This window comes from Arthrobacter sp. B0490 (genome assembly GCF_002929355.1).
Taxonomy (GTDB): domain Bacteria; phylum Actinomycetota; class Actinomycetes; order Actinomycetales; family Micrococcaceae; genus Arthrobacter_D.
On record NZ_PJIR01000009.1, the window covers coordinates 100415 to 115995 of the forward strand.

The 15581-nt window shown below is 64.5% G+C and carries 10 protein-coding genes; 9 read left to right on the forward strand and 1 reads right to left on the reverse strand.

Features of this window, described 5'->3' with window-relative positions; genetic code table 11:
• The first annotated feature begins 10 nt into the window (after positions 1–10).
• The 9 genes from CXQ97_RS14175 (at position 11) to CXQ97_RS14215 (ending at position 12525) form a co-directional block, all read left to right on the forward strand.
• Positions 11–688 (forward strand): GntR family transcriptional regulator, encoded by a 678-nt coding sequence (locus CXQ97_RS14175; RefSeq protein ID WP_104181517.1) that lies wholly within the window; start codon positions 11–13, stop codon positions 686–688.
• A gap of 178 nt (positions 689–866) precedes the next feature.
• Positions 867–2165 carry a serine hydroxymethyltransferase gene (gene glyA / locus CXQ97_RS14180; protein ID WP_104181518.1) on the forward strand — a complete coding sequence of 433 codons (1299 nt, stop codon included), beginning with the start codon at positions 867–869 and terminating at the stop codon, positions 2163–2165.
• Positions 2165–3382, forward strand: a complete 1218-nt coding sequence (locus CXQ97_RS14185) for a sarcosine oxidase subunit beta family protein (protein ID WP_219815430.1) — start codon at positions 2165–2167, stop codon at positions 3380–3382. Before glyA ends, CXQ97_RS14185 begins: the two co-directional genes overlap by 1 nt.
• A gap of 14 nt (positions 3383–3396) precedes the next feature.
• A complete protein-coding gene (locus CXQ97_RS14190; RefSeq protein ID WP_104181520.1) occupies positions 3397–3804 on the forward strand; it encodes a sarcosine oxidase subunit delta in 408 nt (135 codons plus the stop codon).
• Positions 3801–6743 carry a 2Fe-2S iron-sulfur cluster-binding protein gene (locus CXQ97_RS14195; protein WP_104181521.1) on the forward strand — a complete coding sequence of 981 codons (2943 nt, stop codon included), beginning with the start codon at positions 3801–3803 and terminating at the stop codon, positions 6741–6743. The genes CXQ97_RS14190 and CXQ97_RS14195 overlap by 4 nt, the downstream gene beginning before the upstream one ends.
• Entirely contained in the window at positions 6736–7371 is a 636-nt protein-coding gene (locus CXQ97_RS14200; protein ID WP_104181522.1) for a sarcosine oxidase subunit gamma, read from the forward strand. Before CXQ97_RS14195 ends, CXQ97_RS14200 begins: the two co-directional genes overlap by 8 nt.
• Before the next feature lie 116 nt (positions 7372–7487).
• Positions 7488–8885: an L-serine ammonia-lyase gene (locus CXQ97_RS14205; protein WP_104181523.1), complete on the forward strand. Its 1398-nt coding sequence runs from the start codon at positions 7488–7490 to the stop codon at positions 8883–8885.
• A 606-nt stretch (positions 8886–9491) separates the two neighbouring features.
• On the forward strand, positions 9492–10925 hold the full coding sequence (locus tag CXQ97_RS14210; RefSeq protein ID WP_104181524.1) for an aldehyde dehydrogenase family protein: 1434 nt from the start codon (positions 9492–9494) through the stop codon (positions 10923–10925).
• A 52-nt stretch (positions 10926–10977) separates the two neighbouring features.
• On the forward strand, positions 10978–12525 hold the full coding sequence (locus CXQ97_RS14215; protein ID WP_104181525.1) for a GMC family oxidoreductase: 1548 nt from the start codon (positions 10978–10980) through the stop codon (positions 12523–12525).
• A gap of 1094 nt (positions 12526–13619) precedes the next feature.
• On the opposite strand, the gene CXQ97_RS14220 is transcribed toward CXQ97_RS14215, so the two are convergent.
• Positions 13620–15581, reverse strand: a complete 1962-nt coding sequence (locus CXQ97_RS14220; protein WP_104181526.1) for a primary-amine oxidase — start codon at positions 15579–15581, stop codon at positions 13620–13622.

The window sequence follows — 15581 nt, forward strand, 5'->3', positions numbered from 1 at the left end:
GGGCCACGGGATGGCTTATGGGAGTCTGGCACCTACTGATGCGACGAAGAGGTCGCTGGCCGACGTCGCGTACGAACGCATACGGGACCGGTTGCTGATGCTCGATATCAAGCCTGGCGACCTGATCAATGACGACGACCTCGCCAAGGACCTCGGCGTGGGTCGGACCCCTGTACGGGAAGCCTTGAAGCGGCTGGAGCTGGATCGCCTGGTGGTTTCCTATCCGCGGAGGGGTACTTTCGCGACGTGGGTGGAGGTCACTGATCTCGCGTTCATATCCGAGATCCGCACCCAGCTGGAGCCTCTTGCGGCATCCCGGGCGGCGCGGGTGGCGACGGAGTCGGTGAGGGAGCAACTGCGGACTGTCATGCATGCTGTCGAGTCCTTCGACACGGGTGCGGCATCCGTCGTCGAGACCCTGCGCCTGGATGCCCGCGTGCACCAGGGCATCTACGCGGCCGCCGCCAATCCTCATCTCGAAGACGTCCTGATCCGGTACGACAATCTCGCGACACGAATCTGGTGCATGGTCCTGGATCGCCTTCCCGATCTGTCGCATCACGTGCATGAGCATGTGGACCTGCTCCGTGCCGTGATCGACGGAGACGAAGTTCGGGCCGGGGAGCTCGCGCGTATCCATGTCAGCGGCTTCGAGCACGCTGTACGCCAGACCCTCTTCGCGGCCTAGGCACGTTCCCGCCTCAGGAAGGGGGCCCGGCTCGAGGGCCGCCTTCACGCCCCTTTTTGCTGCACGGCTCGCCGCCCGAGCCGCAGGGACCTGTTGACACTTCCCGCTGGAGGTAGAACACTAGAAACACAGAACTAATATATCAAGCGGATATTAGACAGCAGAAGGAGGAGAACAGATGGTCGACGTGTTGACCCGCTCGCTCGCCGAGACCGATCCCGTGATCCATACCGCTGTACAGCAGGAACTGCTGCGCCAGCAGGGCACCCTGGAAATGATCGCATCCGAGAACTTCGCACCGACCGCAGTCATGGAGGCGCAGGGATCTGTGCTCACCAACAAGTACGCCGAGGGCTACCCGGGCAGGCGATACTACGGCGGCTGCGAACACGTGGACGTGGTCGAGCAGCTCGCCATCGACCGTCTGACGTCATTGTTCGGCTCCCGATACGCCAACGTGCAGCCCCACTCGGGCGCCCAGGCCAATGCAGCGGCGATGTCCGCCCTCATCCAGCCCGGTGACACCCTCCTCGGACTGGATCTCGCGCACGGCGGTCACCTCACCCATGGCATGCGCATCAACTTCTCCGGCAAGCTCTACACGATCGTCCCGTACGGGGTGCGTGAAGATGACTTCATGGTCGACATGGCCGAGGTCGAGCGCCTGGCGGTCGAGACCAGGCCGAAGCTGATCGTCGCCGGCTGGTCCGCCTACTCCCGGCAGCTGGACTTCGCCGAGTTCCGGCGGATCGCGGACCTCGTAGGCGCCTACCTGATGGTGGACATGGCGCATTTCGCAGGCCTGGTGGCCGCAGGACTGCACCCCAACCCCATGCCTTACGCGCACATCGTCACGAGCACCACCCACAAGACCCTTGGAGGTCCGCGCGGTGGTGTGATCCTGACCGATGACGCCGACATCGCGAAGAAGGTCAACTCCGCGGTGTTCCCCGGACAGCAGGGCGGCCCCCTCGAGCATGTCATCGCCGCGAAGGCTGTCGCGTTCAAGCTCGCTGCCGAGCCCGAGTTCCGCGACCGCCAGGAACGCACCCTCGAAGGCGCCCGCATCATTGCCGAACGCATGCTGGCCGCCGATGTCGCAGAGTCCGGTGTGACCGTCGTCAGCGGTGGCACCGACGTGCACCTGGTCCTGGTGGACCTGCGCGATTCGGAACTGGACGGCCAGCAGGGCGAGGACCGCCTGGACCGGGTCGGGATCACGGTCAATCGCAATGCCGTGCCCTTCGATCCGCGCCCGCCCATGGTCTCTTCCGGTCTTCGGATCGGCACGCCGGCGCTGGCCACGCGTGGCTTCGGGACGACGGAATTCACCGAGGTCGCGGACATCATCGCCGCAGCACTCAAGCGCGATTTCAGCGACGAGACCGTGGCGGTGCTCCGGCAGCGGGTCGAAATCCTGGCGGGGAAGTTCCCCCTCTACCCGAACCTCTCCACCGACACACCCGAGGAGGCATGATGGCCGATCTGCTTCCGGAGCACCCGGAATTCCTGTGGCACAACCCGGCCCCCAAGAAGAGCTACGACGCGGTGATCGTCGGCGGTGGCGGGCACGGCCTCGCCACCGCCTACTATCTCGCCAAGAACCACGGCATGACGAACATCGCGGTCCTGGAGAAGGGCTGGCTGGCGGGCGGCAACATGGCCCGGAACACCACCATCATCCGCTCCAACTACTTGTGGGACGAGAGCGCGGCCATCTACGAACACGCCCTCAAGCTCTGGGAGATCCTGCCCGAGGAACTCGACTACGACTTCCTGTTCAGTCAGCGCGGCGTGATGAACCTCGCCCATACCCTGGGCGATGTCCGCGAGAGCATGCGCCGGGTCGGCGCGAACAGGCTCAACGGCGTGGACGCCGAGTGGCTCGACCCCCAGCAGGTCAAGGAACTGTGTCCCATCCTGAACATCAGCGACAACATCCGTTACCCGGTCATGGGGGCCACCTACCAGCCGCGCGCCGGCATCGCGAAGCACGACCACGTGGCCTGGGCCTTCGCCCGCAAATGCGACGAACTCGGCGTGGACATCATCCAGAACTGCGAGGTCACCGGCTTCCTGAAGGACGGAAACCGCGTGGTGGGCGTCCAGACCAACCAGGGGACCATCCATACCGAGAAGGTGGGGCTGTGCGCTGCCGGCCACAGCTCGGTCCTGGCCGAGATGGCCGGTTTCCGGCTCCCCATCCAATCCCACCCCTTGCAGGCCCTGGTCTCCGAACTCCACGAACCGGTCCACCCCACCGTCGTGATGTCCAACCACGTCCACGTCTACGTCTCCCAGGCCCACAAGGGTGAACTGGTCATGGGCGCCGGCGTCGATGCCTACAACGGGTACGGCCAGCGGGGCTCCTTCCATGTGATCGAACACCAGATGGCCGCCGCCGTCGAACTGTTCCCCATCTTCGCGCGGGCACATGTGCTGCGGACCTGGGGCGGGATCGTCGACACCACACTGGACGCCTCACCCATCGTCGGTACCACCCCGGTGGACAATATGTTCGTCAACTGCGGATGGGGTACCGGCGGATTCAAGGGGACCCCGGCGGCAGGGCTCACCTTCGCCCACACCATCGCCACCGGGACGCCCCACGAACTGAACAGACCGTTCGCGCTGGAGCGGTTCGAGACCGGCGCCCTCATCGACGAACACGGCGCAGCCGCCGTGGCGCACTGAAGGAGAGGCCGGACATGCTCCTCATCTCATGCCCCAACTGCGGCTCCCGCGACGAGACCGAATTCCACTACGGGGGTCAGGCCCACGTGCCCTATCCCGAGAACCCCGCGGAGCTGGACGACCGCCAATGGGCGGAGTTCCTGTTCTACCGCGACAACACCAGGGGCGCCTTCGCCGAACGCTGGCTCCACAGCACCGGCTGCCGCCAGTGGTTCAACATGCTCCGCGACACGGTCACCTACGAGATCCAGGCGGTCTACCCCATGGGTACGGGCCGTCCGGACAGTGCCGCGCCGGCTCCTGAGTCCGGCACCGCCAGCACCGCCCCGGACAGCACCACCACCGGGACGGCGGCTCCGGACATCTCCGGCACAAGCACGGGCCCCGCCAGCACGACCGCCCCGGAAGGAGCAACCAAGTGACGTCCCAGAACTTCCGTCTCGACGCCGGTGGGCGCATCGACCGCACCATCTCCTGGCGTTTCAGCGTGGACGGCGAGGACTTCACCGGTCACCCCGGCGACACCCTCGCCTCGGCACTTCTCGCCAACGGCCGTATCGCCGTCGGCAACTCACTGTACGAGGACCGCCCACGCGGCATCATGTCCGCCGGTGTGGAGGAATCGAACGCCCTGGTGAAGGTGTACCCACGCTTCCCGGGTCATGCGGCCGAGTCCATGCTCCCGGCCACCACCGTCACCCTGGTGGACGGACTGACGGCAGAGCTGCTCAACGGACGGGGCAGGCTGGACCCGGAGGACGACCGAGCCGAGTACGACAAGAAGTACGTCCACACGGATGTCCTGGTCGTCGGCGGGGGCCCCGCCGGCCTGGCCGCCGCACGCGAAGCCGTCCGCACCGGCGCCCGCGTCATGCTCCTTGATGACCAGCCCGAGCTCGGCGGATCCCTGCTGTCCGGGTCGACCGCGCCCGGGCTGGCCGAGACCATCGAGGGCAAGCCGGCCCTGGAATGGGTGGCGGACGTCGAGGCCGAACTGGTGTCAGGCTCCGAATCCACCGTTCTCAACCGGACCACCGCGTTCGGCGCCTACGACGCCAACTACGTCATCGCGGTCCAGAACCGCACCGACCACCTGTCCAGCCCCGCAGCACCCGGCGTCTCCCGCCAGCGTATCTGGCATGTACGTGCTCACCAGGTGGTGGTGGCCCCCGGTGCCCATGAACGCCCGCTGGTCTTCGAGAACAACGACCGCCCCGGCATCATGCTCGCCTCCGCCGTCCGCAGCTACCTCAACCGTTACGCAGTGGCCGCGGGGCACCGTGTGGTCATCAGCACCACGAACGACAGTGCCTACACCCTGGCCGCGGATCTGCGTGCTGCCGGCATCGAGGTCGCGGCCATCGTCGACGCCCGGTCGAGCCTCACGACGGTGGCAGCCGCCGCCGTCGGAGCCGGTTCCCGCGTGTTGATGAGCAGCGTGGTGGCCGACACCTCTGCGGACGGCACCGGCCGCCTGAACACCGTCACCGTCCGCACCATCGATGACGACGGCGGCCTCACCCCCGGAGTCGAGGAGATCCATTGCGATCTGCTGGCGGTCTCCGGCGGCTGGAGCCCGCTGGTGCACCTCCACTCCCAGCGGCAGGGCAAGCTGCGCTGGGACGATGAACTGGCTGCCTTCGTGCCGAGCACTGCGGTCCCGGACCAGCAGACGATCGGTTCCGGCCGCGGCAGCTTCGAACTTGCGGACGTAGTGGCCGAAGGTATCTCCGCGGGCGTATCCGCCGCCGCTGCCGCTGGCTTCGAATCCGCCACGCAGCCGTCGGTCGTCGGCGAGCCGAAGTCCTCCGCCCCGACCCGCCAACTGTGGCTGGTCCCGGGCCAGGTCGGCACGCCGGATGGATGGCACCACCACTTCGTGGATTTCCAGCGTGACCAGTCCGTGGCCGATGTCCTGCGCTCCACCGGGGCCGGCATGCGCTCGGTGGAACACATCAAGCGCTACACCTCTATCAGCACCGCCAACGACCAGGGCAAGACCTCCGGCGTCAACGCGATCGGCGTCATCGCCGCCGCACTTCGCACAGCGGGCGAAGCGTCGCGTGGCATCGGTGACATCGGCACCACGACGTACCGTGCGCCGTTCACCCCGGTGGCCTTCGCAGCACTCGCCGGACGACAGCGCGGCGAACTGTTCGACCCCGCCCGCAAGACGTCCATCCACCCGTGGCACGAAGCCGGGGGCGCCCTGTTCGAGGACGTGGGGCAGTGGAAGCGTCCTTGGTACTACCCGCGCGCCGGCGAGGACATGGACGCCGCCGTCCTGCGTGAGTGCGCGGCCGTCCGCGACTCCGTCGGTTTCATGGACGCCACCACCCTCGGGAAGATCGAGATCCGAGGCAAGGACGCCGGCGAGTTCCTCAACCGGATCTACACCAATGCCTTCAAGAAACTCGCGCCGGGTTCCGCCCGTTACGGCGTCATGTGCATGGCGGACGGCATGATCTTCGACGACGGCGTCACGCTCCGTCTCGATGAGGAGCGTTACTTCATGACCACCACCACCGGTGGCGCCGCCAAGGTGCTGGACTGGCTCGAGGAATGGCTCCAGACCGAGTGGCCCGATCTCGACGTCCACTGCACCTCGGTGACCGAACAGTGGAGCACCATCGCCGTCGTCGGGCCCAGATCACGGGCCGTCATCGCCAAGCTGGCACCGGACCTGGCAGCGAATGGAGGGCTGGAGGCAGAAGCCTTCCCGTTCATGACCTTCCGCGAGACCACCCTCGCCTCCGGCGTGCAGGCTCGCGTCTGCCGGATCTCCTTCTCCGGAGAACTGGCCTACGAGATCAACGTGCCTTCCTGGTACGGGTTGAACACCTGGGAAGCCGTGGCTGCCGCGGGCGCCGAATTCGACATCACTCCCTACGGCACCGAGACCATGCACGTGCTCCGCGCGGAGAAGGGGTACCCGATCGTCGGCCAGGACACCGACGGCACCGTCACCCCGCAGGACGCGGGCATGGAATGGGTGGTCTCCAAGGCCAAGGAATTCATCGGCAAGCGATCCTACGCCCGGGCCGATGCCCGGCGCGAGGACCGCAAGCACCTGGTCAGCGTGTTGCCCGTGGATCGTTCCTTCCGGCTCCCCGAAGGCACGCAACTGGTGGAGCAGGGCATTGACGTCGATCCCGCCCTCGGTCCGGTCCCGATGCAGGGCTTCGTCACTTCCAGCTACCACAGCGCCGCCCTGGGCCGGACTTTCGCCCTGGCGCTGATCAAGAACGGCCGCAACCGCATCGGGGAGACCCTCGTGGCCGCTGCAGGCGACCAGCTGGTCGACGTCGTCGTCGCCGAAACCGTGCTTTTCGACCCCGAAGGGACCCGCAAGGATGGCTGAGACAGCAGCACTCGACGGCATCAATGGACTCCAGGACATCCGGCGCAGCCCTGCCTCCCACCTGGCCACCGCGATGGAAGCCGGCTCCGTCGAGGGGACGGCGATCCTCGAGGAAAGTCCGTTCCAGACCATGGTCGGCCTCCGGGTGGACCCACACTCCGAGGAAGGCGCACGGGTTGCCGACGTGGTCGGCGGCTTGCCTGCCCGCTGCAGTGAGGTGGGCGGCGCTGACGGCGTCAGCGTCCTCTGGCTGGGGCCGTGCGAGTTCCTGGTGGTCGCACCTGAAGAGGCCCACGATTCGCTCGGCGGCACCCTCATCGGTTCCCTCGCCGCCGCCCTGGGCGGAGACCCGGGCCAGGTGGTGGACCTGTCCGCGAACCGCACGATCTTCGAGCTCTCCGGCACCCGGGCGCGTGCCGTCCTGGAAAAGGGTTGCTCCCTGGACCTGCACCCCCGCATCTTCCTCCCGGGAACAGCCGTGAACACCGAGGTGGGCAACATTCCGCTGATCCTTGAGAAGACCGGGGAGGAGAGTTTCCGGCTCTTTCCCCGCGCCTCCTTCGCGGGCTTTCTGGGCCGGTGGCTCCTCGATGCAATGCGTGAGTACGCCTCGCCCGAGGTCCCCTGACGGCTTTTGGCGTCCAGGATCTGCTGTCAGGCTCGTCCGAATCCCGCGTCGGCGGATCACCGACGCCTTTCGACAGGATCGTCTATCGGGCCTCCAAGACACGAAGGATCTACAACATGGCTGTAGGAGTTTTCGACCTCTTTTCCATCGGGATAGGACCTTCGAGCTCGCACACCGTCGGACCGATGCGCGCTGCTGCGGCGTTCAGCGACGAGTTGAGGGTTTCCGGGGTGCTCGCCGATGTGGAATCACTGCGAATCGACCTCTACGGGTCACTTGCTGCGACAGGGCACGGGCACGGAACGATGACGGCGATCCTCCTCGGTCTCGAAGGCTTCTACCCGGAGCTGATCCAGCCCGAGGAGGTGGAGGAGCGGTTGGCGATCATCGCCAGCACCGGCATCCTGCAGCTTGGTCGAAGCGTGTCCTTGCGCTACGGCGTCAAGGACATCGTCCTGCGCCCCCTGACGATCCTGCCCCGTCACACCAACGGCATGACCTTCACCGTCTACGGCCCAGCCGGGCAGGTCCTCCATGAGGCCACCTTCTTCTCGGTCGGCGGCGGCTTCATCGCGCGGGACGGTGAGGAGGACGTCGCCCGGCAGGACCTCGATACCTCCAGGACGGAGCTTCCGTTACCGTTCCGAACCGCTGCGGGACTGCTGGAGCACTGCCGTCGAACCTCCCTCGGTATCAGCGACGTGATGCTGACCAACGAGAAGGGCAGTCGCACGGAGGAGGAGATCCGGCAGGGCCTCCTCCACATCTACTCGGTCATGGAAAAGTGTGCAGAGGTCAGCCTCACCCGCGAAGGACTGCTACCCGGCGGACTCAAGGTCCGTCGACGCGCCCCCGACTGGCATGACCGTTTGCTGAAGGAGGACAAGGACCGCGACCCCCGATACTGGCAGGAGTGGGTGAACCTCATCGCCCTTGCCGTCAACGAGGAGAACGCATCCGGGGGCAGAGTAGTCACCGCGCCGACGAACGGAGCGGCGGGCATCATCCCCGCCGTGCTGTACTACGCCCTGCATTTCGCGCCCGGCATGCAGGAGGCCAACCAGCAGGATCGCGACGACGTAGTGGTCAAGTTCCTCCTGACCGCCGGTGCGGTCGGAGTCCTCTACAAGGAACAAGCCTCGATCTCGGGTGCCGAAATGGGCTGCCAGGGCGAAGTGGGCTCTGCATCGTCCATGGCTGCCGCCGGCCTGGCCGAAGTGATGGGCGGCAGCCCGTCGCAGGTTGAGAATGCGGCCGAAATCGCAATGGAACACAATCTCGGTCTGACCTGCGATCCCATCGGTGGCCTGGTTCAGGTGCCCTGCATCGAGCGGAACGCCATCGCCGCGGCGAAAGCGATCAACGCCGCCAAAATGGCGCTCTGGGGGGATGGGGTACACCGGGTGTCCCTCGACGAAGTCATCATCACAATGCGGGAGACCGGCAGGGACATGAGTTCCAAGTACAAGGAAACAGCCATGGGTGGACTGGCCGTCAACGTCGTGGAGTGCTGAAGGTCAGTGACGAGTTGAAGGGGTGAGGCGGTCGACGCGTGCTGTTCGGTTCCGCACGATGGAGCTGCAAGCACCACGTGGGTGCTTATGCAGTAGCGGCGATACGTCTGATCCTAGATCGCCGATGACCTCCGTTATGTCGGGTTGAACCTGCGGACATAGTTTGCTGCCTCTCGCCTATGCGTCGGGCTGCACGGTCGGCGCTTCATGGGGGAGCAAACGCGGTATCCACCGTGCCCCTCCACCCGTTGGACTTGTTGCCGCGAATAGGTTCTGCCCCGTCATGGAAGCTGGGCAAGGCGACGAACTTCCCGGCCACTCATGACCCACCGCTTTCCAGGACTTCGGTGCTAGTGCAACGCGCCAAGCGGTAGTTCGGTGACGCAGGACACAACTGTGCGCGCAGTGACTATTAGCGTGCATGTGAAGCTAACAGTCATGCGCGCCTGAGCGAGAACACTGGCAAGGACAGAAGTCAGTCGTTCTCAAGGAGGAGAACATGCCTGTCCAGCAACCACGTATTTGTTGCGGGGCCCGTAGTTCCCCTACCCGTGTAGCCCACTGACTCATTCGCTCCACAATTCATTGACGAACATGGAGAACGCTATGACCACCGAAACCACCCAGAGTGTCTATGCAACTGCAGATGACCTCCTCGCCGTCATCCAACCACTCGAGGGCGGTAGGCAGATTGATGACCCGGCCACGGGGGAGGTCGTCGGCTTGGCCCCGGAGCACACTGCCGCAGACCTCGACGCAGCGGTGGCCGCCGCGCAGGCGGTCCAGCCCGGTTGGGGCGCCCTGACACACTCCCAGCGCTCCCACTACCTTAACCTCGCCGCGGATGCCGTCGAGGCGAACGCGGAGCCACTCGCCGTACTGCTCTCCCGCGAGCAGGGCAAGCCGTTGAATGGGCCCAACGCCCGCTTCGAAGTCGGTGCCTGTGCCGCGTGGTTGCGCGCGACTGCCTCCTTCGCCTTGGACCCCGAAGTGCTCGTCGACGACGAGGGCGGACTCGCAGAGCTCCACTACCGCCCGCTCGGCGTGGTCGGCGCGATCGGTCCCTGGAACTGGCCGATGATGATCAGCGTCTGGCAGCTTGCCCCGGCCCTCCGCATGGGCAACACGGTGGTGATGAAGCCTTCCGAATACACCCCGTTGTCCGTTCTTGCCCTCGCTCATGTGCTGAACACGGTACTGCCGGCAGAGGTGCTGCATGTAGTATCCGGCGGCCGGGAAGTCGGCGAAGCCCTCGCCTCCCATCCGAACATCGACAAAGTCATGTTCACGGGCTCTACGGCTACCGGGAAAGCCATCATCCGCTCCAGCGCTGACACGGTGAAGCGCCTGACATTGGAGCTCGGTGGTAATGACGCCGGCATCGTCCTGCCCGACGCCGACCCGAAGGCGATCGCTGAGAACCTGTTCTGGGGAGCTTTCATCAATACCGGGCAGACATGCGCCGCGTTGAAGCGCCTCTACGTCCATGAGGACATCTATGAGGAAGTCGTCGCAGCCCTGGCCGAGGTGGCCACAGCAATGCCGATGGGGGTGGGCCTCGACGAGAACAACGTGCTGGGACCACTGCAGAACAAAGCTCAATATGACATCGTCGCCAACCTCGTCGATGCGGCCACAAGCGCAGGAGCCCGCGTCGTCGTCGGGGCCAACCCGCAGCAGGACCAGCCCGGATACTTCTACCCCGCCACGCTCATCGCGGACATCGACAACACCAATCCGCTGGTCACCGAGGAACAATTCGGGCCGGCGCTTCCCATCATCAAGTACTCCGATGTCGATGAGGCCATAGCCATGGCTAATGGCCTCGATGTCGGCCTCGGTGCCTCTGTTTGGTCCGCGGATCCAGCGCAGGCGCGGGAAGTGGCAGCGCGCATGGAGGCCGGAACAGTCTGGATCAACAAGCATGGGGCAGTTGATCCCCGCATGCCTTTCGGTGGCGCCAAGCAGTCCGGTTACGGCCTGGAGTTCGGCGTCGAAGGCCTCAAGGGCCTCGGGTCCCCGCAGGTCATCAGCGGCTGACGTCGTCCTCCTTCCTCCGGCACAGCAGCGCCAACCAACCCGAAAGCCAGCCATGACAACTCAGACACATCAGGAATTCGACTACATCGTCGTTGGCGCCGGATCTTCCGGTAACGTCATCGCCCGTCGGCTCATCGACGCCGGCAAGCGCGTTGCCGTCCTCGAAGCAGGCGACCAGGACATCAACCCGAACATCGAGCACCTCTACAACCTCGGCGCCCTTTGGCACAGCCCACAGGACTGGGACTACTTCACCACCGAGCAGGTCGGCTGCGCCGGCCGCCGAATCCATCTGCCACGCGGCAAAGTCATGGGCGGATCGCACGCGCTGAACGCCACTATCTGGGTCCGAGGCGACCGGTCGGACTACGACGGCTGGGCTGAAGCCGGATGCCCCGGCTGGGAATGGCAGGATGTCCTTCCCGTGTTCAAAGCGATCGAGAAGTATGACGGCGGTGCCTCAGACACGCGCGGGGATGCGGGACTGCTGGACGTGGTCCAGAACTTCAGCCGAAACCCCATCCAGGAGGCGATGCTGGAAGGCGCCGTGGAAGTAGGCGTCAAGCTCAATGACGATTACAACTCAGGCGACGTCGAGGGTGTCTCCCGCATGCAACTCAATGTCCGTGACGGCAAGCGGTTCAATACCTGGCACGCCTACCTTCGTCCAGTCGTGGAGAACGCAAACCTGGCTCTTCTCACGGGTGCTCATGTACGTCGATTGATCGTCGAGGGCACGACGGTCGCGGGTGTCGAGTTCGAGCACGACGGTGAGACCAAGACGGTGCGCGCCGGGGAAACGATTCTCTGTGCTGGAGCGATCAATTCGGCGGAGCTTCTGCTGCGCTCCGGGATCGGCCCTGCTGCAGAGCTGCGTGAGGTCGGTATCGAACCAGTGCACGATCTGCCCGGAGTGGGTAAGAACCTGCAGGACCATCTGCTCTCCCCGGTCATCTTTTCGACGACCGAACCCGTCCCGGTCGGTGATGTAGCACCAGCGGAGGTGCACTTGTTCTGGAAGAGCCATCCCGACCTGCCGGTGGCCGATACCCAGCCGATCTTCTTCTCCGTGCCCATGTATTCGGAGGGCTACTCCCAGGGCCCGATGAGCGGCGCTGACGGCGGATTCTCGATGCTCGGTGGACTCGTGCGGCCGCACAGCCGCGGCGAGATCACCCTGAGTGGCCCGAACGCCGCCGACCCGATCCGCATCGATCTGGGCGCGCTGACCGAGCAGGCCGACGTCGACGCGCTTGTCGCTTCGGTGAAGCAGTGTCGGGCAATCGGCCGATCGGCGGTGCTCCGGCCGTGGGGTGCCGAAGAGGTCTATCCAGGTCCTGCGATCAAGGATGAGGACCTGGAGACATATGTGCGGGAGTCTGTCGTGACCTACCACCACCAGGTTGGTACCTGCAAAATGGGACTGGATGAAATGGCTGTCGTCGACCCCCAGAACTTCCGGGTCCACGGCCTGAACGGGGTGAGGATCGCCGACGCGTCCATCATGCCACTCGTGCCCACCGGTAACACCAATGCACCAACCATCATGATCGCGGAACGCGCGGCTACCGTACTGGTCGACTCCACCCCCGGCTCCTAGGTGTACTGAGCGGGACTGCTCCGGATTCCCCATTGCCTGACCCAGCGTGCGTGCGCTCGATTCCCCAGCGTGCGCGCGCTCGGGGAAGGTTGTCGCGCCGACCTCGCCGACGGCTTAGGGGTGTCACAGTTCACCACGGAGGTCGTCAATAGGGCGCGCAGGGGGTAAAGCTCCTCTGTCGCAGATCGCGAGGGATCAGGCCTGTCCGACACGGCACTGGCACGCCCTCATTGCCATGGATGATGCCAGAAAGTCCGAGAGCAGCCTCGCCGGCAGGGCGCGCTGCCTCGGGGTTAGCTGATCGTCAGGAACGTCAATGACCCCTCAGAAATCCATGTGTAATGCATCACCGCTCGGTGCGGAGCTACCGCGTCGCAGCGGGCCGGACAGAAACTCGACCCACCGGCTTAGAGGCAGCAACCTGTTCTACAGCGCAAGAAGGATCACCCGGTGAGGTGCCCCGTCCACGGCTGTCGTCATGGGCCGATAACCTAACTTCCATTTGGATGGCCACTATGAGCATCGCAAGACCAACCAGTCGAGCATCAACGAGTGTCCGACGAAGGGGCCACTCGGATCTCGGGGACCCTTCTCGCTCGAGCGCGGATAGTAGTCGTGCAGTCAGCGACGAGTGAGAAGACGTGGGAGAACGTGTCCTGAGTTCCAACGCCTCACATTAGGGGCGAGGCTTGAATTACGATGTCATTCCCATAGTTGAAAACTTTCCGATCGCCTACGGTTGTTGGCAGTATCCCGGCTGCAGTTGCGTCATCGGTGAGGACGTCAAGGACCGTTTCGGAAGGGCACATTCCTTCCTTTCTGCACGCCGACTTGGTCTTGGGATCGAAATGCTTCCCATGTACGCCGTGCAGCCTCATCGGACGTCTGCTCGGAAACGTCGCCATAGCCGGCTTCAGTGGTCGCTGTGAAGGGTTAGCCGCGGATTGCCGTTCCTCCTCCCACGCCTTTGTTTGCTTTTAGGCTGTGTTACTACATGAGTGCACAGTGAGCAGCATTGACTCCAGGCTTATTGTGTTCGCGGCTTTTCTGCACAAACACCTTGGGCTTGTTCAGTTGCCAGGAGGCCTTAGATCCTAGTTGCTGCACCCACAATGTCCGCTGTCTTCGTTGTTGTCGCTATGGCAGCCAGAGGACGACGCGCTTGTCTCGGGTGGCACGTCGAGAACGGGGCTACGATCGAAGAAGCCTTCGGGGCGGAGTTTGAAGCCGACGGTGTCCACGGGCATGATGGGCCAGTCTTCTACGCGGGGGAAGTGCGTGAGACCGAAGGTGTGCCAGAGAATGATGTCCTGACCGTCGAGATCACGGTCGTGTGCGACGTAGCTGGGCAGTCCAGCGCCCCCTGAGTGCTGATTGACGAAGTCGCCGGTTGGATAGCGCTCCTCCTCGGCGTACCGGGTCACCCAAAGGTCTTTGGTCGCGAACGCGGCACGCCGGGCGATGGGCGAATCAGGATCTGCTAACAGGGTGGGCTGGTTCTGGGAATGCAGCTTATAGCCCACAGGTTCCCCGAGCCGGTTCTGGGAGTTCGGGTTGGAGATGATCCAGGTCCTACCTGCTGCTGCATCGGCTGTTCGTATCGCCGCGGATTCGCGGGCGAGGACCGTGCGTTTGCGGGTGAAGGCATTGCCGCGTTCGTTTCCTTCGCCCATGGGCTGGCGTACGACGTCTTCTTCCTCCACGCGGTTGGTGAAACCGTCGATGGCCATGTCGAGACGGGCGCTGAAAAGGTGCTGGTGGTAGGGAGCGCCGAGGCCCGGGGCGAGCTGGGATATGTTGTCCGATCCCCCCTCGGGAAAAGCGGACGTGAAGACGACGCCGGTCGCTTTGGCTTCGAACTCGATGGTGCCGTCGAGGTAGAGGTACCAGTAGAAACCGTAGTCGTAGTTGCCAACGGTGGTGAAGAAGGAGATGACCAACCGCCGGTTCCGCCGCGTGTAGTTGATGCCGCTCCAAAGGTCACTGTGCTTGGCGAGGACACCCCAGTCCTCTTCGTGCATGCAGATACCGTTACGGATCTCACGCGGGTTGCCGAAGGCGTCTGCGACGACAGGGCTGAGGTAGGTGATGTCACCGAGGCAGTCGCAGCCGAGCTCGAGCGAGTTCGCGTACTGACCGACGAGGTACTCTCCGGTGTCGAAGTAGTTTTGCCAGGAGCGGATAGGGGATGGGTCTCCATAGGGAACGACCATCTCGGCGATGGACGCCCTGTTGATGATGGGCCGTAGCCTGTCCCCGTCATGAAAAGCGATGTTGTGCAGCACGACGCCTTCTCGGACGTCGAACCCGACGTCCAGGCTCCACTTCTCCCATTCGACGTGATTACCGTTGGTGACCGAGAAACTGGGACCCTCGGGTTGCGTGATGTTGATGGGCTTCTGTGTGGTGCGCAGAGGTCCGGTGAGCTCCGGATCCGTGTAGTTCCCGTGCTCGGTGGGCACAGGGAAGATCTGGGTGTCGATAACCTGCGTCACCTGCCTGCTCACCACGTCCACATAGGCGACGAGTCCGTCGATTGGATGGGCCCACGCACTGTCCTCGGGGAATTCCTGCACGAAGGCCAGGCCACGGAGGATGCGGCGCCCCTTCTCGTCCGGGTATTCAAAGACTCCGGCGGATAGCGGTGCGACGCGTACCTTTTCGACGTCCAGATTCCGCGCCGTGAGCGCAGCCAGCCAGCGCTCATCCGTGGCAAGCAGCGTTTCGACAACTTCGAATTCCTCATCCAGGACGGGCAGTTCGCCCGTCATCCCGGTCTCAAGTTCGATGATGGTTTCGACCTCGCGCCGCGTGACGGACACGGTTACATCCTTCGGGGCGCCCGCGGGGTTGTGGATGAAGGCGCGGAATCGACGGTCTACGGCGGCTTTTTCCCCCGCCGCGGACTCCCGCCGCGGATCGAGGAGGCCGAGATAAGCGATCCGTTGCTCAGGGTTGAGGAGGCCCTGGGCCTCCAGGAGGGCGCGCACCTCTAGGATCTCTTGTTCGGTTACCAGCTCGAAGGCGGTTATCGAATCGGTAGGGGTCAGGGTCAT

Bases quoted from the DNA above. Each gene is read 5' to 3' on its own strand.
- CXQ97_RS14175 (WP_104181517.1), top strand. From the start codon at position 11: ATGGCTTATGGGAGTCTGGCACCTACTGATGCGACGAAGAGGTCGCTG.
- glyA (WP_104181518.1), top strand. From the start codon at position 867: ATGGTCGACGTGTTGACCCGCTCGCTCGCCGAGACCGATCCCGTGATC.
- CXQ97_RS14185 (WP_219815430.1), top strand. From the start codon at position 2,165: ATGGCCGATCTGCTTCCGGAGCACCCGGAATTCCTGTGGCACAACCCG.
- CXQ97_RS14190 (WP_104181520.1), top strand. From the start codon at position 3,397: ATGCTCCTCATCTCATGCCCCAACTGCGGCTCCCGCGACGAGACCGAA.
- CXQ97_RS14200 (WP_104181522.1), top strand. From the start codon at position 6,736: ATGGCTGAGACAGCAGCACTCGACGGCATCAATGGACTCCAGGACATC.
- CXQ97_RS14205 (WP_104181523.1), top strand. From the start codon at position 7,488: ATGGCTGTAGGAGTTTTCGACCTCTTTTCCATCGGGATAGGACCTTCG.
- CXQ97_RS14210 (WP_104181524.1), top strand. From the start codon at position 9,492: ATGACCACCGAAACCACCCAGAGTGTCTATGCAACTGCAGATGACCTC.
- CXQ97_RS14215 (WP_104181525.1), top strand. From the start codon at position 10,978: ATGACAACTCAGACACATCAGGAATTCGACTACATCGTCGTTGGCGCC.
- CXQ97_RS14220 (WP_104181526.1), bottom strand. From the start codon at position 15,581: ATGACCCTGACCCCTACCGATTCGATAACCGCCTTCGAGCTGGTAACC.